19 protein-coding genes are annotated in these 21,885 nt (G+C 38.9%); 9 read left to right on the plus strand and 10 right to left on the minus strand.

What is annotated here, in order from left to right; genetic code table 11:
• Nucleotides 1-3: 3 nt before the first annotated feature.
• The 3 genes from CVS97_RS00565 to glmU are packed head-to-tail and all read right to left on the minus strand — an operon-like array spanning nucleotide 4 to nucleotide 3,153.
• Nucleotides 4-690 (minus strand): hypothetical protein, encoded by a 687-nt coding sequence (locus CVS97_RS00565; protein WP_107784708.1) that lies wholly within the window; start codon nucleotides 688-690, stop codon nucleotides 4-6.
• Complete coding sequence (gene coaBC / locus CVS97_RS00570; RefSeq protein WP_107784709.1) at nucleotides 687-1,859, minus strand: bifunctional phosphopantothenoylcysteine decarboxylase/phosphopantothenate--cysteine ligase CoaBC; 1,173 nt, start codon at nucleotides 1,857-1,859, stop codon at nucleotides 687-689. The genes CVS97_RS00565 and coaBC overlap by 4 nt, the downstream gene beginning before the upstream one ends.
• The gene (glmU, locus tag CVS97_RS00575; protein ID WP_107784710.1) at nucleotides 1,846-3,153 is read right to left on the minus strand and encodes a bifunctional UDP-N-acetylglucosamine diphosphorylase/glucosamine-1-phosphate N-acetyltransferase GlmU; all 1,308 of its coding nucleotides are present in this window, start codon (nucleotides 3,151-3,153) and stop codon (nucleotides 1,846-1,848) included. Before glmU ends, coaBC begins: the two co-directional genes overlap by 14 nt.
• A gap of 136 nt (nucleotides 3,154-3,289) precedes the next feature.
• On the opposite strand from glmU, the gene CVS97_RS00580 reads away from it, so the two are divergent.
• From CVS97_RS00580 to CVS97_RS00615, 8 genes are read left to right on the plus strand one after another with little or no spacing between them, the layout of a single operon-like run.
• The gene (locus CVS97_RS00580; protein WP_021091276.1) at nucleotides 3,290-4,057 is read left to right on the plus strand and encodes a motility protein A; all 768 of its coding nucleotides are present in this window, start codon (nucleotides 3,290-3,292) and stop codon (nucleotides 4,055-4,057) included.
• Entirely contained in the window at nucleotides 4,057-4,836 is a 780-nt protein-coding gene (locus CVS97_RS00585) for a flagellar motor protein MotB (protein ID WP_107784711.1), read from the plus strand. The genes CVS97_RS00580 and CVS97_RS00585 overlap by 1 nt, the downstream gene beginning before the upstream one ends.
• 11 nt (nucleotides 4,837-4,847) lie before the next feature.
• Nucleotides 4,848-5,570 (plus strand): flagellar type III secretion system pore protein FliP, encoded by a 723-nt coding sequence (gene fliP, locus CVS97_RS00590; RefSeq protein ID WP_374048483.1) that lies wholly within the window; start codon nucleotides 4,848-4,850, stop codon nucleotides 5,568-5,570.
• Nucleotides 5,570-6,835: a TolC family protein gene (locus CVS97_RS00595; protein WP_107784712.1), complete on the plus strand. Its 1,266-nt coding sequence runs from the start codon at nucleotides 5,570-5,572 to the stop codon at nucleotides 6,833-6,835. The genes fliP and CVS97_RS00595 overlap by 1 nt, the downstream gene beginning before the upstream one ends.
• Nucleotides 6,832-7,575: an efflux RND transporter periplasmic adaptor subunit gene (locus CVS97_RS00600; protein WP_107784713.1), complete on the plus strand. Its 744-nt coding sequence runs from the start codon at nucleotides 6,832-6,834 to the stop codon at nucleotides 7,573-7,575. The genes CVS97_RS00595 and CVS97_RS00600 overlap by 4 nt, the downstream gene beginning before the upstream one ends.
• Nucleotides 7,572-10,598, plus strand: a complete 3,027-nt coding sequence (locus CVS97_RS00605; RefSeq protein ID WP_107784714.1) for an efflux RND transporter permease subunit — start codon at nucleotides 7,572-7,574, stop codon at nucleotides 10,596-10,598. Before CVS97_RS00600 ends, CVS97_RS00605 begins: the two co-directional genes overlap by 4 nt.
• Entirely contained in the window at nucleotides 10,595-11,830 is a 1,236-nt protein-coding gene (locus CVS97_RS00610; RefSeq protein WP_107784715.1) for a TolC family protein, read from the plus strand. The genes CVS97_RS00605 and CVS97_RS00610 overlap by 4 nt, the downstream gene beginning before the upstream one ends.
• On the plus strand, nucleotides 11,823-12,686 hold the full coding sequence (locus CVS97_RS00615; protein WP_107784716.1) for an EamA family transporter: 864 nt from the start codon (nucleotides 11,823-11,825) through the stop codon (nucleotides 12,684-12,686). The genes CVS97_RS00610 and CVS97_RS00615 overlap by 8 nt, the downstream gene beginning before the upstream one ends.
• On the opposite strand, the gene CVS97_RS00620 is transcribed toward CVS97_RS00615, so the two are convergent.
• The 7 genes from CVS97_RS00620 to CVS97_RS00650 all read right to left on the minus strand — a co-directional run bounded on the left by CVS97_RS00620 (nucleotide 12,683) and on the right by CVS97_RS00650 (nucleotide 19,428).
• Nucleotides 12,683-13,957, minus strand: a complete 1,275-nt coding sequence (locus CVS97_RS00620; protein ID WP_107784717.1) for a ComEC/Rec2 family competence protein — start codon at nucleotides 13,955-13,957, stop codon at nucleotides 12,683-12,685. The two genes, CVS97_RS00615 and CVS97_RS00620, sit on opposite strands and share 4 nt — an antisense overlap.
• The gene (locus CVS97_RS00625; RefSeq protein ID WP_107784718.1) at nucleotides 13,957-15,369 is read right to left on the minus strand and encodes a replicative DNA helicase; all 1,413 of its coding nucleotides are present in this window, start codon (nucleotides 15,367-15,369) and stop codon (nucleotides 13,957-13,959) included. The genes CVS97_RS00620 and CVS97_RS00625 overlap by 1 nt, the downstream gene beginning before the upstream one ends.
• Before the next feature lie 10 nt (nucleotides 15,370-15,379).
• Nucleotides 15,380-16,438, minus strand: a complete 1,059-nt coding sequence (ispG, locus tag CVS97_RS00630; protein ID WP_107784719.1) for a flavodoxin-dependent (E)-4-hydroxy-3-methylbut-2-enyl-diphosphate synthase — start codon at nucleotides 16,436-16,438, stop codon at nucleotides 15,380-15,382.
• 240 nt (nucleotides 16,439-16,678) lie between these two features.
• A complete protein-coding gene (locus tag CVS97_RS00635) occupies nucleotides 16,679-18,532 on the minus strand; it encodes a primosomal protein N' (RefSeq protein WP_107784720.1) in 1,854 nt (617 codons plus the stop codon).
• Nucleotides 18,532-18,948 carry a type II secretion system protein gene (locus CVS97_RS00640; protein ID WP_107784721.1) on the minus strand — a complete coding sequence of 139 codons (417 nt, stop codon included), beginning with the start codon at nucleotides 18,946-18,948 and terminating at the stop codon, nucleotides 18,532-18,534. The genes CVS97_RS00635 and CVS97_RS00640 overlap by 1 nt, the downstream gene beginning before the upstream one ends.
• A complete protein-coding gene (locus tag CVS97_RS00645; protein WP_054196819.1) occupies nucleotides 18,945-19,181 on the minus strand; it encodes a hypothetical protein in 237 nt (78 codons plus the stop codon). Before CVS97_RS00645 ends, CVS97_RS00640 begins: the two co-directional genes overlap by 4 nt.
• A 13-nt stretch (nucleotides 19,182-19,194) precedes the next feature.
• Complete coding sequence (locus CVS97_RS00650; RefSeq protein ID WP_021091279.1) at nucleotides 19,195-19,428, minus strand: cell division protein ZapB; 234 nt, start codon at nucleotides 19,426-19,428, stop codon at nucleotides 19,195-19,197.
• Nucleotides 19,429-19,553: 125 nt separating this feature from the next.
• On the opposite strand from CVS97_RS00650, the gene uvrB reads away from it, so the two are divergent.
• Nucleotides 19,554-21,530 (plus strand): excinuclease ABC subunit UvrB, encoded by a 1,977-nt coding sequence (gene uvrB / locus CVS97_RS00655; protein WP_107784722.1) that lies wholly within the window; start codon nucleotides 19,554-19,556, stop codon nucleotides 21,528-21,530.
• Nucleotides 21,531-21,885: the final 355 nt, after the last annotated feature.

The following is a 21,885-nucleotide window of genomic DNA, read 5'->3' on the forward strand; positions in this document are numbered from 1 at the left end:
TCTTTAGCCTTTTATATCAATAATTTGTTCTTTTTTGCTCCAAAGAGCACTTACATTTTGCACTGTTATGTTGGCGCTAAATTCACTTTTTAACAAGCTAGCTACATTATTAAATGGAGTGGCGATCTCGTATAAAACTTCATCTTTAAATTTAAAAATAAGTGGAGCAAAATTTGAAAATATTAAAAAAATTTTCATATCACTCTCCTCTTTTTTTAGCTGAAAAACGCCGTTTATGCCATTATAAATAAATGGTATATGCACGACATTTTCTTGCAGAGCAAAGAGTATTTTTGCTAGCACTTTCATCTCGTCTTTTGTTTTAGCTTCACTTAAACTTTTAAATAAATAGTCATAAAACCACGATAAATTCTCATTTTCTATCAAATTTTCGATAAGATTTAGCCCATCAGCCAAGATATCTTCGTCTAAAATTCTTGGCTTTTCGTATAAATTTTTTATGACGATATTTTCGCCCTGGCTTTGCACCTCGCCCCAGTATCTCGAGCCTACGTTTAGCTCTTTTGCGCTTTTTGTGTTTAAATTTCTATTTGCGAAATTTAAAATGTATCTGTTAAAACCGATCTTTTGGCTTACCAAGATACTAAGCGGAAGTGACGAATTTATAGCTACTAACGGTGAATTTGCATTTTTTGCTATTTTTTGAATGCGAGAAATTTTCTCTATCATAAATTTGCCGCTAGCTCCACGATATGTCTTGCGATCTCGTCTTTTGTGGCAAGCGGCAGCAAAGTTTCACTATTTTTCGTGATGAAATTTACCTCATTTTGCTCGCTTGCAAAGCCATTTTTCTCACCCAAGATATTTAGACAAACTGCGTCAAGCCCCTTTTGCTCTAGCATTGCTCTAGCGTTTTTGTGTGCGTTCTCACTTGAGATTTCAAGCTTAAAGCCGATCTTTTTACATTTAAACTCTTTTAAGCTTTGCAAAATATCGACATTTCTCTTTAGACTTAAGCTTAAATTTTCGCCAACGTCCTCTTTTTTTATCTTGCCATCAATTTTTGTCGGTACAAAATCACTCACCGCAGCACACATTACAAGCAAATTTGCACTCTCACACTCGCTCTTGCAAAGCTCTAAAAGCTCACTGCTTGAGCTAAATTTAAGGCACTCAAACGGCTCGTTACTAGTTTCAAAGCTAGCAAGCAGTTTTACCTCCGCACCTGCGTAGAAAAAGGCTCTAGCCAAGGCTCTTGCCATCTTGCCACTTGAGAAATTTGTAATGGCTCTAACATCATCTATCTTTTCAGTCGTTGCGCCACCAGTGATCACTACTTTTTTACCTGCAAAAAGAGGCCTACTAAGCCTTTTAATGGCGGCTTCTACTATCACCTCAGGACTCGCAAGACCACCCTTGCCAACGTCACCACAAGCTAGAGTTTTTAAAACCGGCTCAACCACTAAAGCACCGTTTTTCTTTAAAATTTCAAGCGAATTTTGCGTAGCGAAGTGCTCGATCATATTGTTATTTGCAGCCGGAGCTACAACTAAAGGCACGTGTGAGGCGGCGATTAGTGTTTGCATGAAGACATTATCACAGATACCAGCTGTTAGTTTATTTATCGTATTTACAGAGGCTGGAGCGATGAGAACTAGATCCATTTTAGAGTAGGCTATGTGATTTACGCCATCTTGCCAGTTTTGTGTTTGTGAGCTTAAAATTTTATGCTCACTTAGCGCCTCAAAGCCGCTTACACTGCAAAATTCAAGTGCTCCGTCACTTAAAGCCACATAAACATCAGCGCCTTGCTTTTTAAGCAGTGATAAAATTTCGAATGCCTTGTAAAAGGCGATACTGCCGCAAACGGCTATTAAAATCTTCTTATTTTTTAACATCGTCTTTGCCAAAGAATTTCTCAAAAAAGCCGCTTTTGTTCTCTTGTCGAGTTCTGCTAATCGCCAATGCACCGCTTTCAACATCTTTTGTGATAGTGCTTCCTGCTGCGATGATGACGTTATCAGCGATATTTACAGGGGCAACTAGTTGCGTATCTGAGCCAACAAAAACGTTTTTGCCGATTTTGGTTTTGTATTTTGCCTTGCCGTCGTAGTTGCATGTGATAGTGCCACATCCGATATTTGTGCCACTTTCTATCTCGCAGTCGCCAAGATAGCTCAAATGCCCAGCTTTTACGCCGCTCAAAACGCCTTTTTTTATCTCGACGAAATTTCCTATATGTGTGTCAGAAATTTCAGAATTTGGCCTTATATGAGCTAGTGGGCCGATGTCTGAGTTTTTGATGATGCTACTTTCGATCACTGATGAGCTTTTGATGATGCTCTCTGTGATGACGCACTCGCCAAGGATGCTTACGTTTTCTTCTAGCACGCATTCGCCTTCAAATTTAGCTCTGCTGTCTATGAAAATGCTCTCAGGCATGCGCATCAAAACGCCAGCTTTCATCAAATTTTGCTTGATCTCATCTTGCATTATTTTTTCAGCGATACTAAGCTGAAATTTATCATTTATGCCCATGAAATTTTGTTCATTAACATTTACTGCAACGCACTTTAAGCCCTTTTCATTTGCTATTTTTATGGCATCAGTTAGGTAGTACTCTTTTTGCGCGTTTTGGTTGCTTATGAGCGGTAAAATTTGCTCTAGCGCTTCGCGCTTAAAGCAGTAGCAGCCAGCATTTACGCTTTTTATCGCAAGCTGCGCTTCGCTAGCATCTTTTTGCTCGACGATACCTTCAACTTTGCCGTTTTTTATGATGACTCTGCCGTAGCCAAAAGGATTTGCTGCTTCAAATGAGCTCATAACCACGTCCGCTTCAGCATTTGCTAGACGCATTAGATCGGTTGATTTTACAAGAGGCATATCGCCACAAGTTACAAGCACCTTTTCGCCACTTAAATTTACGCTTTTTATCGCTCCAGCAGTACCTGGGAAATTTGTATGATCTTGCTCAAAAATTTTAGTTTGAGGGAAAATTTCTTTTATTTTTTGACTAATTAACTCTTTTTCGTAGTGAAGCACGACGCTAACGTCATTTGTGATCGCATAAGCTTGCTTTAAGATGTGAATGATCATTGGCTCACCGCAAAGTTCAAATAGGACTTTTGGACGTTTTGATTTCATTCTGGTGCCAAGACCAGCCGCTAAAATTATGATTGAAGTATTGTTCATTTTTAAGCCTTTTAACGTTAAAAATTTCGCAGATTGTAGCAAAAAATGCCAAACATTTTTTTTAATTTAACGATTGTTTCAACAAAAAGCTAATAAAATAGCAATTCTTAAGAATTTATAAATAAAGTGAGCTTAAATGGATTTAGGAACCGTCGTCGGCTGGGTTTTGACCCTGGTGCTTTTGTTTGGATCAATGGCGATAGGCGTTGGTATAGGACCATACATCGATATTCCTTCTGTGATGATCGTTTTTGGTGGTACTATCGGCGTTATGATGGTTGGCTTCAAGATGGAGACGCTTAAAGGAATTGGTAAATTTTATGGCATTGCTGTTAAGCCATCAGTCGTAGTAAATTTACCTGAGACTATAAAAAAAATAGTCGATTATTCAACTAAAGCTAGACGTGATGGTATCTTATCGCTCGAAAGCGAAGTAAATAATGAGACAAATCAGTTTTTAAAAAGAGGCCTCTCAATGGCGGTCGATGGCAATGAGCCAGATGCGATTAGAGCGCTTTTAGAGATTGATATCGATCAAACTAGCACAAGACATTCAAATAATATTAAAATTTTTGAGCAAGTCGGCGGTTTTGCGGGTGCTATGGGTATGATCGGAACGCTAATCGGTCTTGTTGCGATGCTTCTTAACATGTCAGATCCTAGTGCGATCGGTCCATCAATGGCGGTTGCCTTGCTTACGACACTTTATGGTGCGATGATAGGTAACATCATAGGTGCGCCTGTGGCAAATATCCTCTCTATTCGCGATGCTGATGAAGCACTTGAAAAACAAGTCGTACTTGAGGGAATCATGTCGATACAAGCAGGTGATAATCCAAGAACGCTTGAAGCTAAACTCTTAGCATTTTTACCACCAAAAGATAGAAAAAGTCAGTTTGAATAATGGGTAAGTTAATAAAACCAGAAGAGTGTCCAAAATGTATGCCTGAGTGGCTAGCTGCTTTTGGCGACCTCATGTCACTTTTGCTTTGTTTTTTCGTTTTATTGCTTTCTATGGCGACAATGGATGCTAAAAAGATGGAGGCTGCCGTTGGCTCACTAGCTGGTGCTTTAAGTGTGCTTGAAGGTGGCGCTAGACCTGAAAATCAGATAGAAAAAGAGACGGATCCAGAAAATACTCGTGCAAAAAAGGTAAGCAAGCAAAAGGGCTCACAAAGTGAGCTAAATATGAATGTTAAAAAGATAAATGAGCTGCTAGCTGCTAGTGGAGCGCCCGAGATTACGATGGAAGAGAGTGAAGATGGCTTTATCGTAAGGCTTCCAGCAGCTATGCTTTTTGATAAGGATAGTGCTGAAATTTCTGGCGAAGATGCGAAGCTATTTTTAAAACGAATAGGCATGATTGTGGCGAAAATGCCTAATGATGTAAAAGCCGATATTATCGGCCATACAGATAATATAGAACCAAGCAAAGACTCAGCTTATAAAAATAACTGGCAGCTCTCAACTGCAAGGGCTTTAAGCGTAGTTGAAGAGTTAATTAACGATGGCGTGCCACAAAATAGAATAATAGCTTCTGGCAAAGCTTCGTTTGATCCGATCGCTAGCAACGGTACAGAAGAGGGTAGAGCTAAGAATAATAGAGTAGAAATTCACTTCATATCGCTTGAGCCAAAAAATAAAGAGGCTACTAAGAAAAGTATCCTTGATATGAGGAATTAGTCGTGAAAGCACTGCTTGCTTTAGCGGTTTTACTTTGCACGGTTTTTGGGGCTGATCCTGCGCTACCAACTATAAATTTAAGTCTAAATTCTCCAACAAATGCCGAGCAACTTGTAAATTCTCTAAACGTTTTACTAATCCTCACCGCACTTGCACTCGCTCCTTCGCTCATTTTTATGATGACAAGTTTTTTAAGGCTTGTTATCGTATTTTCATTTTTACGCCAAGCGATGGGCACGCAACAAGTGCCTCCTTCAACAGTGCTTATCTCGCTTGCGATGGTTCTTACCTTTTTTATCATGGAACCAGTTGGGCAAAAGAGCTATAATGATGGCATAAAGCCTTATATAGCTGAGCAGATAGGTTATGAAGAGATGCTTGATAAAAGCTTAAAGCCATTTAAAGAATTTATGGTAAAAAACACAAGAGAAAAAGACCTTGCACTTTTTTTTAGGATTAGAAATTTACAAAATCCAGCAAATATCGAAGAAATACCGCTAAGTATCGCAATGTCAGCTTTCATGATAAGTGAGCTAAAGACATCTTTTGAGATAGCATTTTTGCTCTATTTGCCATTTCTTGTCATCGACATGGTCGTAAGCTCAGTGCTAATGGCTATGGGTATGATGATGCTTCCTCCTGTCATGATCTCACTACCATTTAAACTGCTCATATTCGTGCTTGTTGATGGCTGGAATTTACTAATAGGAAATCTTGTAAAAAGCTTTCACTAATGAAAAAATTTTTATTCATTTTTTTGCCGGTATTTTTGCTTGGTTCAAATTTAAGCGTGATCGCAAACAAGGCAACGCAAAATGAAATTTCAAAGATCAAAGAGCTTGAGTTAAAAAGAGCAAATTTAAGCGATGAAGCTACGTTAAGCTCATATATGCCAAGCCTTAGCCTAGAGGGCTCATACGGCAAAAATGCAAGCACTTTTCCAAGTGTAGTCGCTAAAGAGTCAGCCGGTGTGCTAGCTAGGATTGATTTTTTGCTTTATGACGGCGGAGCGAGAGAGGCTAGGCTAAAGATGAGCCAGCTTTTAAAAAACAAAGCCGCCATAGCAAGTGATGAAGCCAAAAACTACCTTGCACTTAAGGCTGTAAATTTATACTTTAATGCAGCTGCACTTGAAAATATAATCACAGCCAAGCAGGCTCAAGCAAATTTTTTAAAAGGCGTTTTAGACAAGCTTGAAAAGGCAAACGTTGCAGGCCTTGCCGCAAAAGATGAGCTTGAAAATGTAAGGGCTAAATATTACTTAGCAAATAGCACGCAGCTTGAATATAAAAACAAAATGGAGCAAATCTTAAATGAGATAAATTTGCTAACTGGTGAGCAAATTTTGCCAGTAGCTGGAGCAAAGATGGCTGATATTAGTTCAAATTTAGCTTCAAAGAATGCTGAGCTTGATAGACTAAGCCAAGATGTATTTTTAGGCGAGGCAAAGCTTATCGAGGCAAAGGCTGGTTTTTTACCCCAAATAATGCTTTATGACACATATGGATTTTATAAAAATAATTACGATATCGATCTAGGCAGGCTTAGCTCTTACCGCTCATACGTGGATAAATACTTAAAAGAAGATACTCATGGTAATAAATTTGGTATCGCTTTTAAATGGAAAATTTTTGATTTTTTCGCCACTAGTAAGATGAGTCAGGCTCAAAAGATCGCGCTTGATGAGGCAAGGCTAAATTTGGAGTACAAAAAGCGTGAAAATGAGACAAAGCTTAAAAATTTGCAAAGTGAAATCGTGGTGCTTACTTCAAAAATCGCTTCACTAAATGAATATGTAAGAGCAAGCGATTTGGCATTAAAAGCTAGCTATGAAAAGTATAACTCTGGGCTTTTGGGATATAGCGATCTGCTTGAGGCACTCTCTCAAAAATTTGATGCCATTAGCCTTTTTGAGAGTGCAAAAGATGAGCTTGAGATTAAAAAAGCGGAGTTCTTTTTTGAAAATGGTGAGAGCATTTTAGAGAGGATTAGAGATTGAAAAAGCTGATAATTTTGATGATATTTGGTATTTTTTCATTTGCTAGTGAAGAAATTTTTGCTGACTTTGAAGTCTATGCCAAGCAAAGCTCAAAGCTTGCATTTGAGAGCAGTGGTAAAGTGGATAAAATTTTTGTAGATGTTTCAAGTCATGTTAAAAAGGGCGACGCTTTAGCTAGCCTTGATCAAAGCAGCTTAGAAATCGCTCTTAAAAAGGCAAAAAATGATCTTGAGCTGGCAAAAAATGCTAGTGAATTTGCAAAAAATACTTTAAGTAAATTTACTCAAGTAAGGGATGTCACTTCAAAGCAAGAGTTTGACGAGGTAAAGTATAAATTTGACGAAGCGATACTTCGGGTTCAAAGTGCACAAATCGCCATTTTAAATGCGCAAGATCGCCTTAAAAAAGCTGTTTTAAAAGCTCCATTTGATGGCGTTATCGCTAGTAAAAACATTGAGCTTGGAGAGGGTATTTCGCCACTTAGTCCAGCTTTTGTTTTAAATTCAAATGAGGCAAAAATTTTAATAGCGATCGATGAAAAATATGTAGATTTGGTAAAGATTGGCGATACATTTAAATTTAAACTTGACGCAACAAGCAATGAAAAAGAGGTAAAAATCGCTCTCATCTATCCAGAGATCAAGCGAGAGACTAGAAAATTTTACGCCGAAGCTTACGATGTGGGGATGAAGCCAGGCATGTTTGGTCAAGGAAAAGTGATAATCGGCGAAAATAAATGATAAAAACAGCCATAAATCGCCCCATAACTACGCTTATGATTTTTTTAAGCCTCGTTGTCTTTGGTATCTACTCGCTAAAGACGATGAATGTAAATTTATACCCGCAAGTAAATATCCCAATCGTTAAGATCACGACCTACGCAAATGGCGATATGAACTACATCAAGACAAAGATCACGCAAAAGATCGAGGATGAGGTCTCAAGCATCGAGGGAATAAAAAAGCTTTACTCAACTAGCTTTGACAACCTAAGCGTGGTAAGCATCGAATTTGAGCTAAACAAAGACCTAGAGAGCGCCACAAACGACGTCCGCGACAAGATGCAAAAAGCACGCCTAAACGCAAACTACGAGATAGAAAAGCTAAATGGTCTCTCGTCATCTGTCTTTAGCCTCTTTATCACAAGGCTTGATGGTAATGAAACCAAGCTCATGCAAGAGATCGATGACGTGGCAAAGCCATTTTTAGAGCGCATAAGCGGCGTTTCAAAGGTCAAGACAAATGGCTTTTTAGAGCCAGCGGTGAAAATTTTACTAGATAGATTTAAGCTTGATAAAAACGCCCTTAGTGCAAACGAAGTGGCAAATTTGATAAAGGTTGAAAATTTAAAAGCACCTCTTGGTAAGATAGAAAATGAGCAGATCCAAATGGCGATCAAGTCAAATTTCAGCGCCAAAAGCATAGATGAGATAAGAAATTTAACGATCAAGCAAGGGGTTTTTTTAAAAGATATCGCAAGCGTTGATCTTGCTTACAAAGACGCAAATGAAGCAGCGATAATGGATAAAAAAAGTGGCGTCTTGCTTGGCCTTGAGCTAGCTCCAGACGCAAACGCTCTAACCGTGATCGCTCTAGCTAAGTCAAAGCTAGATCAGTTTAAAAGCCTACTTGGTGGCGAATACGACGTAAAAATAGCTTATGATAAGAGCGAAGTGATACAAAAACACATCGATCAAACCGCCTTTGATATGATCCTTGGCGTCTTGCTAACCATCGTGATCGTATATCTGTTTTTAAGAAATTTCTCGATCACTATCATCTCAGTCGTAGCGATACCAACTAGCATCGTAGCGACATTTTTCATCATAAATGCCCTAGGATACGACATAAACCGCTTAAGCCTCATAGCGCTGACCCTTGGTATCGGAATTTTCATCGATGATGCGATAGTTGTCACTGAAAATATCGCTAGCAAGCTAAAAGATGAGCCAAATGCCCTAAAAGCAAGCTTTGCAGGTATAAAAGAGATAGCATTTAGCGTCTTTGCGATCTCGCTCGTGCTGCTTTGCGTCTTCGTGCCTATCGCCTTTATGAGCGGCATCGTTGGCAAGTACTTTAACTCCTTTGCGATGAGCGTGGCAGCTGGCATCGTCATCTCATTTTTTGTGAGCATATTTCTCGTGCCAATGCTTAGTGCAAGGTTTGTAAATGCTAAACAAAGTGGCTTTTTTCTAAAAAGTGAGCCATTTTTTGAGGCACTTGAAAATGGCTATGAGAAAATTTTAGCTTTAGCGCTTAAATTTAAGCTCATATTTTTAGCTATAACGATTGCGGTTGTTGTTTGCTCGTTTGGGCTGGCTAAATTTGTAGGCGGTGACTTCATGCCAAGCGAGGATAACTCGGAGTTTAACATCTACTTTAAGCTCGATCCCTCACTTAGCCTGCAAGCTAGCAAAGAGAAGCTAAAAGATAAAATTTCACTCATAAATGCCGATCCTCAGGTAGCTTACGCCTACTTCATCCTTGGCTACACAGACGCCAAGCAGCCTTATCTTGTAAAGGCTTACGTTAGACTAAAGGAGCTAAAAGATAGAGCTAATCACGAGCGGCAAAACGCTATCATGCAAAGTTTTCGTGACAGACTAAAGAGCGATGATATGAGCGTCATCGTGGCTGATCTGCCAGTGGTTGAAGGTGGCGATGTGCAGCCAGTTAAGCTTACTATCACCTCTGAAAATGGCAAAGAGCTAGAGAAATTTGTACCAAAGATTAGCAAAATGCTAAAAGAGATAAATGACGCAACGGACGTAAATTCTCCTGAAGAAGATCTGCTAAAGCGTGTGCAAATTTCTATTGATGAAGATAAGGCAAAGAGGCTAAATTTAGACAAAGCCAGCGTTGCAAGCGCCGTTTATAGCGCATTTAGCCAGAACGAGGTCTCTGTTTTTGAAAACGAAAATGGCAAAGAGTATGAGCTTTATATGCGTCTTGATGATAAATTTAGAAGCGATACAGATGATATCTTAAAGACTAAAATAAGAAGCAACGAGGGCTTTTTCGTGACACTTGGCGATGTGGCGACGATTAGTTTTGAGCAAAAGCCAGCTAGTATTTCGAGGTTTAATAGAGCTGATGAGATCAAATTTCTAGCAAATACCAAAAATAACGCTCCGCTAAATAGCGTGGCAAATGAAATTTCAAAGAAGCTTGATGAAATTTTGCCAGCAAATTTCAAGTATAAATTTCTAGGATTTGTTGAGCTGATGGATGATACGAACGCCTCTTTTATCTTTACGGTGAGCGCTAGTGCGGTACTTATTTATATGGTGCTTGCTGCACTTTACGAGAGCTTTTTGCTGCCATTTCTCATCATGCTTGCCATGCCGCTTGCCTTTTGTGGCGTGGTGATTGGCCTTTTTATAAGCGGCAATCCATTTAGCCTTTTTGTCATGGTTGGCGTCATATTGCTCTTTGGCATGGTCGGTAAAAACGCCATTTTGGTGGTTGATTTTGCAAACCACTTTGCAAATAGCGGCATAGAGGCAAACGAAGCTGTGAAAATGGCTGCAAAAAAGCGCCTAAGGGCTGTTTTGATGACCACTTTTGCGATGATATTTGCTATGCTGCCACTTGCACTTAGCAGGGGTGCTGGCTTTGAGGCAAACTCACCTATGGCTATAAGCATCATCTTTGGGCTCATTAGCTCGACCTTACTTAGCCTGCTTGTCGTGCCAGTGCTTTTTGCATGGGTTTATAATCTTGATAAATTTATAAGAAAATTTTATGAAAGGGAGAGAATTTGAAGAAGATTTTAGCGGTTTTGCTCTTTGCTTTGCCTCTTTGGGCTGGAAATTTACTAGAGATCATCGCTCTAGCGCAAAGTGCAAGGCTTGAGAGTTTGAAAGAATTTAATAAAAATGAATATATAAATAAAAATAAGAGTAAAAAGCTAAATTTATCCCTTGATGGTAGATATACCTTTGTGCCTGATGAGATAAAGGGTGGATATATGACAAAGGCAGGCTCGATCACGGCAAAGGTTGAGTATCTTATCTTTGACGGCGGTGCGAGCGAGGCTGCTGATAAAATTTTAGACCACAAGGGCGTGGAGAAAATTTACAAAGATGAAGAGCTGATGAATCTCACTGCTTTTCAGGTCGCAAAGGTCTATTTTAACGCCGTTGCACTAAATTCGCTTATAAATTTAGAGACAAAATTTGTAGATAGCTTTGCTAAGGCTGCGGCTGAAAATGAGTTTTGGTTTGAGTATGGTGAGATCGATAAGAGTGAATTTGATGCGATAAATTTCACGTTAAATAAAAAAAGAGCTGAGCTTGACGAGCTTGGGCTTAAGCTAGCCGAGCTAAACTCAAGGATAAATTTGCTCTCAAACGGCGAGATCGGCTTTAATGCTGGCTCAAAGATAATGATGCCAGATTTTAGCAAAGATGATATAAGTGCAAAACTTGGGGCGATGGAGCAAGAAAAATTTATAAAAGAGCAAGAAAATGAGAAGCAAAAGAGTAAATTTGCTCCAAAAATTTACTTAAAAGATACGCAAAGTGTGAATAATAACAGCTTTAAAAAAGGTGAGAGGACGACTTCGCAGATGATAGGTGCTTACGCTGATGCGAACAAGCCTAGAGTGGAGTTTGAGTGGAAGCTGCCTGATAGCTTAAGTCTTAGCAAGCAAAGTCAAGTTAAACGCATTGAAGAGCAAAAGGCGGCACTTGATCTAAGCGATGAAGAAAATAGGATAATCACTCGCCTAAAAGAGCTAGAAAGCACGATCAAAGGCTTAAATGCAAAGTTAAATTTGCAAGATTTGAAGCAAGATAAGCTTGATAGTGATTTTATTGATTTGTTAAATGGCTATCTTGATGGCGAGATAAAATATGAAGAATTTTTGTTTGTGAGTGAGAAAAATTTTAGTGATAGGGCAAATTTTATACTTGATGGCGATTTGCTTGAGCTAAATAAGCTTGAGTATTTTTTTGAATGTGCAAGAAAAATAAATGAGGTGATAATTGAATAAACTGATCTTTGTAACCATTTTGTGGGCGTTTAGCTTTAGTTTGATAGGTGAGTTTTTAGCTGGCAAGGTTGATAGCTATTTGGCTGTTTTTATTCGGGTTGTGCTTGCGAGCTTAGTCTTTTTGCCATTTACAAAATTTCGTGGTATCAGTCCAAAGCTAGCATTTGGCATAATGGCGATCGGAGCGGTGCAAATAGGGTTTATGTATCTATTTTATTACAATTCATTTTTGTATCTAAGCGTGCCAGAAGTCGCACTTTTTACCATTTTTACGCCGTTTTATGTGACGCTCATCTACGACGCATTTAGCTTTAAATTTAGACCACTTTATCTATTTAGCGTTGGTGTTGCGGTTTTTGGAGCTTTGGTTATAAAATACGGCGCTATAAACGATGGTGTATTAAAAGGCTTTTTGCTAGTGCAAGCGGCAAATATCTGCTTTGGAGCAGGGCAGAGCGCATATAAGGCACTTTTAGAAAAATTTGACGTCGATCAAAAAAATGTCTTTGGCTACTTTCACTTTGGGGCATTTTTTGTAGCTGTCGTTGCGCTTCTTACCCTTGGCAATCCAGCCAAATTTTCACTTACTTCAACTCAAATTTTAGTGCTTCTCTGGCTTGGAGTGGTCGCTAGTGGGCTAGGGTATTTTATGTGGAACAAAGGTGCTTGCGAAGTTGATAGTGGCGTGCTTGCTATCATGAATAACGCTCTCATTCCAGCTGCCATCATCGTAAATTTAGTCTTTTGGCAAAAGGATACAGACTTAACTAGGCTAATTTTAGGCGCTGTCATAATGTATATATCTTTGATAATTCATAACAAGATAATGAAATTTTATGGTATGAAGATCGCTTAGGCGTAAATTTTATAGCCAGCAACGAAAAAGCATAAAAGCCCAAGTAGTGGCAAGATGTAGAATATGGATCTAAATTTTATAGCTAGAAGCGAAGCGATATTATAAAAGATAAAAATAATAGCTGGCACGAAAATTTTAGTCGAGCTTAGTCTAAAATTTAAAACATTATTTAGCAATCCATCAAAAATGTCGCCATACGAAGCCATATGAAGTATGGCGCTTAATGGATAAAAAACGCTAAAGATGTAGTTGATAGCAAGGACGCTAAGCTGCTGTAAGCTAATGAGCGGAAAGAAATAAAGCACGCAAATTTCCATTGCAAAGCAAACATATAAATTTAAAAGTATAAGATGAATGAAAGGTAAAAATTTATCTTTTAGGTGTTTAAAATATAAAAATATGTAAAAAACGCCCATAAGTGAAAAGTAAAAACCTACACTAAAAAGTAGCTGCGGAAAGAGCGATATGCTAACAAGCGCTACTATAAAAAGTGTCTTGAAGTTTAAAATTTTAACACCTTTTAACGTGCAATAAAATCCTAAAATGCTCATTAAGAACGCTCGCAAAAAGCTTGGTATAAAGCCTATTATAAAAAAGTAAAATGACAAGACTATAAAAACGATAATAGCTAGATCAAAGTTGTAGTTTCTAAAAGGTAAAAACCTCGCATATAAAAATTTTAAAAGCGGCCTAAATACAAAAAATATAACCGCACTTATGAAACCTAAATGATAGCCACTTATGGCTATAAGATGCGCTATACCAAGGTGCGAGACGTCATCTCTTAGCTTGCCGTCAATGCTTGTGCCTAAAAATAGAGCCGAGTAGAGTTGTGAAATTTTGCTATTTTCATGCTGGGCGTAGATTATTGATTGTAGTTTTTGGTTGATATTTAGCGTGGCTTTTTGTGGCAGTTTTTCGCGTGAAAAGCTAGGCATGTAAAAGGAGGAAGCAAGATAGTCTTTAAAACTAACGTCTAAATTTATGACGCTTAGAAATATATTATCTCCGGCTTTAAAGTCATCTGTTTTAGCCCCAAGCGTATAAAATGAAAACTCATCAGTCTTAAGCTTTAAAATTTGCCTTTTCTTGCCGTCATCTCCAAGCTTTTCGTAGCTAGAAATCACGGTTGCTGTTAGCTCTTGTTCGCCTTTGTCCATAAAAATTTGATATTTATGATAGTTAATAGCTAAATTTACAGAAAAAATACAAAGGCAAAACAGACAAAATATAGTAAAAATTTCTCTATTTTTTAAAGCTTTAAAACGCATCAGCCTTCAAATGAAACATCAGATACTGGCATTGCAGACATATCTTCAAACCTTGAGTGTTGCTTTTGAAAGAGCACATCAACTGAACCAGTTTCGCCATTTCTATTTTTGCCAACGATGATCTCAGCCTTTTCTTGAAGCTTATTAAAGACGTGATTGCTCTTGTACTCTTTGCCCTCGGCACTTGCGCGTTTTTCTTTCTCTTTTTCTTCTTGTTCTAGATAAAACTCATCTCTATAAACAAAAAGAATGATGTCAGCATCTTGCTCGATTGCGCCTGATTCTCTTAGATCGCTTAGCATAGGGCGCTTGTTTGCGCGAGATTCTAGGCTTCTATTTAGCTGAGAAAGGGCGATGATTGGCATATCTAGCTCGCGTGCTAAAAGCTTTAATCCACGAGAAATTTCAGCTATTTGGACATGACGATCAGCGTAGTTATTTGTACTCATCATAAGACCGATGTAGTCAATCACACAAAGTGAAATTTCAGGATGCATAGCCTTTAGTTTTCGCATTTGTGTTCTTACTTGATGGATATTTACATAGCCACTATCATGCACAAAAAGCTTGCTAGCAGCAAACTCCTCGCAAGCATCGCTAAATCTAGCCAACGCTTCATCATCCATCTTTGCAGTCATTATATCTTGAAGTGGGATAGAGGTCTTGCTTGCTAGCATTCTCATCATTATTTGCTCAGCTGGCATCTCGAGTGAGAAAAAAACAACTCCAGTATTATTTTTTAAAACCTGACTCATAAAATTTAAACAAAGCGTCGTTTTTCCCATGCCTGGACGAGCTGCGACGATGATGAGGTCTCCATTTTTAAAGCCCTTTATCATCTCATTTAGCTTTTTAAATCCAGTATCAAGTCCAACGATATCTTTTTCGCCAAGTAAAGCTTGAGCATTAATATGATCCATCATTTTCATGATGATCTCTTTGCCTTCTTTTATAACTCCAGTGCTTCCACCTTCTATCAAAGAGTAAAATTCCTGGCTAAGATCATCGACCATATCGCGGCTTGGCTTGTCTTCATTTACTTTGCTTGGTATATTGTGAGCGATCTTTACAAGACTTCGTTTTATAGATTTTTCTCTTAGTTCGTTTGCGTATTTTTGAATGTCTATTAGGGAGTTTGTGCCCAAAATATCTAGTATTAGCTCTTCGTCGTATTTTTCGCCAAGTCTATTTTTTAAAAATGGCATAGTTATAGGATCATCGCTATTTAGGCATGCTACCATTGCATCGTATATTTGCGAATGCCCTTTTAGATAAAAATCCTTTGCCTTAACAATGTCAAAAATTTCACCTAAAATATCGTTGTTTTGCAAAATGGAGCTTAGTATAGCTCGCTCCATATCAATGTCGTAAAGGTGGGTAAATTCTATCTCGTTAACTCTTTGCTTTGCCACAACTTTTCCTTTAGTCCCTACTTTTTATCTCGTCATCGATCTCTTGTAAAAATCTATCCACAAGCTCGCTCTCAGGCAGTCTTGCGACCACTTCGCCGTGACGCATGATCATGCCATTGCCTTTTCCAAATGCTATGGCAACATCTGCGCCCTTTGCCTCGCCGATCGCATTTACCACGCAGCCCATGACTGAAACGTTTAGCGGCTCTTTTATACCTTTTGTTTTTTCTTCTACGAGCTTTACTGCCGCCATTAGATCAGCTTGCAAACGCCCACAAGTTGGGCATGAGATGATATTTAGTCCCTCTTTTTGGCGGCCGCTATCTTTTAAGATCGCTTTTGCGACTTTTATCTCCTCTTCAAGCTCGCCAGTTATGCTAACTCTCATCGTATCGCCTATACCCTCAAGCAAAAGCCCGCCAAGTGCGATCGCGGACTTGATAGTCGCGTGAAAAGTGGTACCTGCCTCTGTTACACCAAGATGAAACGGATAGTTTGTCTTTGGTCGAAGCGCTCTATAAGCTTGCATCGTGCGCTCTACGTCGCTTGATTTGAGCGAAATTTTAATGTCCGTAAAGTCAAAATCCTCAAGAAGCTTGATGTTATACATAGCACTCTCCACCATCGCCTCCACCGTGCGGCCGTAGCGATCCTCAAACTGCTTTTCAAGCGAGCCAGAATTTACGCCTATGCGGATAGGCAGATTTCTCTGCTTGCAGGCATCAACGACTGCTTTTATATTTTTAGTGGAGCCGATGTTGCCGGGATTTATGCGGATAGCATCGACAAATTCGCTAACGATGAGTGCGTAGGTGTGGTTAAAATGAATGTCTGCAACGACTGGAATAGGTGAGCCTGCAACGATCTGCTTTAGCACGCTGGCATCCTCTTTGTCAAAAACTGCGCAGCGCACGATATCACAGCCGGCAAAATATAGCCTTTGTATCTGCTCAAGCGTGCCTTTTACGTCTTTTGTCTTTGAAAATGTCATCGACTGCACGGAGATCGGTGCGTCACCGCCTATTAAAACATTGCGAATTTTTATCTGTTTTGTTGGGTATCGTTGCAAAATTTTGCCTTTAAATTTTTATTGGGGATTATAAAGAAAAATGGCTTTTAAAAGGCTTGAAAATTTATTTTTAATAGTTTATAAAAATTAGTATTTTTATTGGATGTAGTTTCTAAAATTTTACTTACTCTTTATAGCCAACTTATCAAATTTCATAATGCTTTCATAAGCCTTAGGTTTCTCTATTATCTATTTTAAAATTTACCATGTCTTTGTTGGATGGTTTTTAGACTAGCATTTTTAACTAAAATTTACCGGGTCTATATCAATATCGCTAAGTTCACTTTTGCAGAGATTTGCAGCTTTTAAAAGAGGTATATGAGAGTTTGAGCGGAGTAAAATTTCATATCTAAATTTGCTTCCAAGATACTCTATCTGGCACTTTCCGTATCCTATGATCTCAAGCTCATCGCTTTTTAAAGGTTCTATTCTTTGTACAAATTCATTCATTGTATTTTTTACTATGTGTTCATCTTTATGTGAGATGATAATGCGAAGAAGCCTGGTAAATGGCGGATAAAGCTCTTTTCTATAATTTATCTCATCTTTTAAAAATGCGTCATAATCACTGATGTAGCTCTCAAAAAATTCTCTTTGTTTGCTTTGAATGATAACTCTACCAACCCCGTTTCTACCAGCTCTTCCAGCTACTTGCATGGCAAGAGCGAGCGTTCGCTCCCTGGCTTTATAATCAGGAAAATTTAAAAGTTCGTCAAATCCCATGATGACAGCAAGCTCGACGTTGTGGTAGTCATGCCCTTTGCTTAGCATTTGCGTACCAAGTAAGATATCTATCTTGCCGTCGTTAAATTCTTTTAAAGCCTTTACAAGCTTGTTTTGTGTCGTTATCTCATCTCTGTCAAATTTAGCGATTCTGGCGTTTGCAAACTCGTTTTGCAGTCTCTCAAGTAGCTCGCTAGTACCAATTTTTTTGGCCTCTATCATCTCGCTACCGCACTGATGGCAGGTCTTTGGCACTGCCATTTTATGCTCGCAGTATTGGCACTTTAGCACGTTTTGCTTTTTATAGTAGCTCATGCCGATGCTACAAAAAGGGCACTTTAGCGTTTCACCGCAGTTTTTGCAGACTAGATATTTAAAATTTGCCCTTGTTGGCAGGCAGATGACAGCTTGCCTTTTATTCGCGAGTGTTTTTGAAATTTCATCTTTTAAAATTTCACTAATTCCCGTCTCGCTCTCATCGAAAATGTAATTTTTTTGCGAATCAAAATATGTCCCTTTTAAGCGAAAATGCTCCTGCTTGTAAAAGCTAGTAAGGCTTGGCGTGGCACTTCCAAGCCCCACTTGTAGATCAAATTTACTAGTTAAAAAGAGGGCGAGATCTCTTGCGTTGTAGTGTGGCTTTGAGCCTGTATTTTTATAGCTATCGTCGTGTTCTTCGTCGATGATGATAAGTTTTAGTTTTTCAAGTGGTAAAAATAAAGCCGACCTCGCACCTGCAACGAGCCTAACTTTCCCATTTTTTATATCTTTTAAAATTTGCTCTTTTTTCTTTGATGTTATCTTTGAGTGCCAGACTGCTACTGCCTCGCCAAAGAAGCTCTCAAGGCGTTTTTGCATTTGTGGCGTGAGTGAAATTTCAGGCATTAAAAATAGCGCTTGGCTGCCTGCGTTTAAAATTTCTCTGATCTTAGCGATGTAAATCTCACTTTTTCCGCTTCCAGTGTCGCCAAAGATGAGTGAAATTTTACGTTTATTTATAAAATCCAAAGCCTCTTGCTGTTTTTCGCTTAGTTTGGGTGCCACATTAAAATTTTGATTTTCATAAAATTTATCTGCTGCAATAATGTTATTTGGTTCAAATAAATTTAGGCTGACGCCAAGCTCGCATGTGTAATATTTTGAGATAAATATTGCTAATTCGCTTTGCATTGAAGTTAGATTAATCGGTAGAATTTCTAAAATTTTGCTTGTTTTAAACTCTGGTTTGTCAGTCTCGTTTACGATAAAAGCAGTAAGAATTTTGCCTTTTAAAGAAGCCTTTACGCCTTGAAATTTTTCTAGTTTTTGATCGCTTTCATAAGTGAGTGGGGCTAAATTTAGCCCATAAAATGCGAGTATGTAATAATGCATTACTGAAGTGATTTGCAAATTTCATTTTCATCACTGCAACCAAAATCGCCAGTATTTTTGTCGTATTTGAAATTTGCTACTTTGCCATCTAGCCTAAATGTATATTTGTCATCGTTTATTCTGTGCCAGCCATTTTTGCTACCGCTATCTTTTATCGGTATATTTATAACATTTTTAAAGAGTTTGCTTGGATCGCCATCGTCTAGCTTTTGTGGAAATTCTGGCTTTGCTTGCAAGATGTTGTCATTGTATTTTAGTGAAATTCCGCTTCTTATGGCAGCAAGTTGAGTTTTGGCATTTGAGACGGTAGCATCACTTCTAGAAAAAAATAGCCTAGGTATAGCGACTGTGCTTAAAATACCTAGTATAACTACTATAAATATTAGCTCAAGCAAGGTGTAAGCTCGTCTTTTCATCTCTCTTCTCGCTTTAATATCTCATCAACATTGCCAGTTAAATTTTTTACTGCCTTTATCACAGCATAATTCTCATAACATTTTTCTATAAAGGCGTTTAAAAGCTCTTTTGGCTCGATAAATTGGCGTCCGCCCATTAAATTTTGCCAGTCATCTTCAAAGAATTTAGCAAAATCATCATCAAGCGTGATCGTGTAGTCGCGAGATGATATCGTGAGCGTAATTTTTTTCATATTTTAACCAAGCTTATCTGCCAAGGACAGCTTCGATTTTTCTCATTACATCGTCAGCTTCAGTATTTTTCTTGTCAAGATCCTCTTCTAAACGCATGATTTGATTGCTTTTTGCCTCATTTTGTGCTTTTAAAGTTACGATCTCATTACGCAACTCTTCGTTCGTTTTGCAAAGTTCGTCATATTTTGTGATCAGGTCATTTACTTTATCGCTTAGTGTGGTTAAGATCGCATTATCTTCAAACATAAAAGTTCCTTTAAAATAATAATTAGGCTCGTATTCTAACACGCAGAGGCTAAATTCTTATTAAAATTCTCATTTGACAAAGCACTATCTTTGCTATAAAATTCACCCAAATTTAAAGGCAATCAATGAGTAAATTTGAAATTTCATCTAAATTTAGCCCAAGCAGTGACCAAGCAAGAGCGATAAAAGAGATAGTAAAAAGCATAAAATCAGGCAATAAGTACCAAACTCTTCTAGGCGTGACAGGATCTGGCAAGACCTTTACCATGGCAAACGTCATACGTGAGCTAAACATGCCAACGCTTATCATGACGCATAACAAATCCTTAGCCGCGCAGCTTTATAGCGAATTTAAGGGCTTTTTCCCAAAAAATCATGTCGAGTACTTCATAAGCTACTACGACTACTACCAGCCAGAGGCCTACATCCCAAGAAGTGACCTATATATAGAAAAGGATAGCTCGGTAAATGAGGAGCTTGAGCGCCTGCGCCTCTCTGCGACGGCTAGCTTGCTAAGCTTTGATGATGTCATCTGCGTGGCTTCAGTCTCTGCAAACTACGGACTTGGTAATCCAAGCGAGTATAAGGGGATGGTGGCATATCTTAGCGTGGGTGAGAAGATAAGTCAAAGAAAGCTTTTAGAGCAGCTTGTGGATATGGGCTATAAGCGCAATGACAACTATTTTGATAGGGGTGACTTTCGCGTAAATGGCGATGTGGTGGACGTTTATCCAGCTTACTATAACGACGAAGCCCTAAGGATCGAGTTTTTTGGCGATGAGATCGATGCGATGTATCATTTTGACGTGCTTGATAACAAGAGGCTAAAGGACATCTCTAAATTTACGCTTTATGCGACAAGCCAGTTCATCGTGGGCGCTGATAGGCTAAAGATCGCGATGAAAGAGATCGAAGAGGAGCTAGATATTCGTTTAAAAGAGTTTAACGAGCAAGGCAAGTTAGTCGAGGCGCAGAGGCTAAAGCAAAGGGTAGAGTTTGACCTTGAGATGATGGCAAGTACAGGTATGTGCAAGGGCATCGAAAACTACGCGCGCCACCTAACCGGACAAAAGCCTGGAGAGACGCCGTACTCGATGTTTGACTACTTTGAGATAAGTGGCAAAGACTATCTGGTTATCGTCGATGAGAGCCACGTGAGTTTGCCGCAGTTTAGAGGTATGTACGCGGGTGATAGGAGCCGTAAAGAGGTGCTTGTGGAGTATGGATTTCGCTTGCCATCAGCTCTTGATAACAGGCCGCTTAAATTTGACGAGTTTATAAGCAAAAAGGCGAAATTTCTCTTTGTCTCAGCCACGCCAAACGAATACGAGCTTGGCATCAGCCAGGGGCATGTTTATGAGCAAATTTTGCGTCCTACCGGGCTGCTTGATCCTTTGATTGAGATAAAAGATAGTGACAATCAAGTTGAGGCGCTGTTTGACGAGGCAAAGGCGGTCATCGCAAGAGGTGAGCGTGTGCTGGTTACGGTACTAACTAAAAAGATGGCCGAGGAGCTAAGCCGCTACTACATCGAGCTTGGCATAAAGGTCAAGTATATGCACTCAGACATCGACGCGATCGAGCGAAATGAGATCATTAGAGGGCTTAGAAGTGGCGAATTTGACATGCTAATAGGCATAAATTTGCTTCGTGAGGGGCTTGACCTGCCTGAAGTGAGCCTGATAGCGATAATGGACGCCGATAAAGAGGGCTTTTTGCGCTCGACCACGAGCCTTATACAGACGATGGGGCGCGCGGCTAGAAATGTAAATGGCAAGGTATTAATGTTTGCCAAAAAGGTAACAAAATCCATGAAAGAGGCCATCGATACGACGACTGCTAGGCGTAAATTTCAAGATGAATACAACAAAGCTCACGGCATTACACCACACTCTGCAAGTAGAAATATCGAAGAGAGCTTGCATGTCGAAGATGATGGTGAAATTTACAAGCGTGGTAAAAATTTAGAGAAGATGCCAGCAAGCGAGCGAGCCGCGATAGTAAAAGAGCTAAGAAAGCAGATGCTTGAAGCGGCGGCGCAGCTGGAGTTTGAGAAGGCGGCGGCGTTAAGAGACGAAATAGCGAAGATGAGAAAATTATAAGCGTTGTCTTTTGTGTATCTTTAAATGAGCTTGCTAAAATTTTGCTCGACAGACCATGTGTCTAGTCTGCGCAAATTTTAACCTCACAACATTTAGATATACAATAAAATATTGCCGTCAAGTGCCATGGATCAGCTCTTTTACGTCGTAAAATTTTTACCTAGGTTTAGCAAAAAATACTGCATCTTGGGTTTAAAATTACTAAACAAAACAAAAAATTCTTGTCTTGGTGGCTTAAATTTATTTGCTTTATCTTCAGTCGAAAATTTCTTCGTAGCATTTAAAATCATCACAAGATACTTTGCCTTGATGCTTTATTAATCAAAATTTAAATTTTCTATTTGTCTAGTCTGCG

The sequence above is a fragment of the Campylobacter concisus genome (assembly GCF_003049735.1).
Lineage (GTDB): Bacteria > Campylobacterota > Campylobacteria > Campylobacterales > Campylobacteraceae > Campylobacter_A > Campylobacter_A concisus_AN.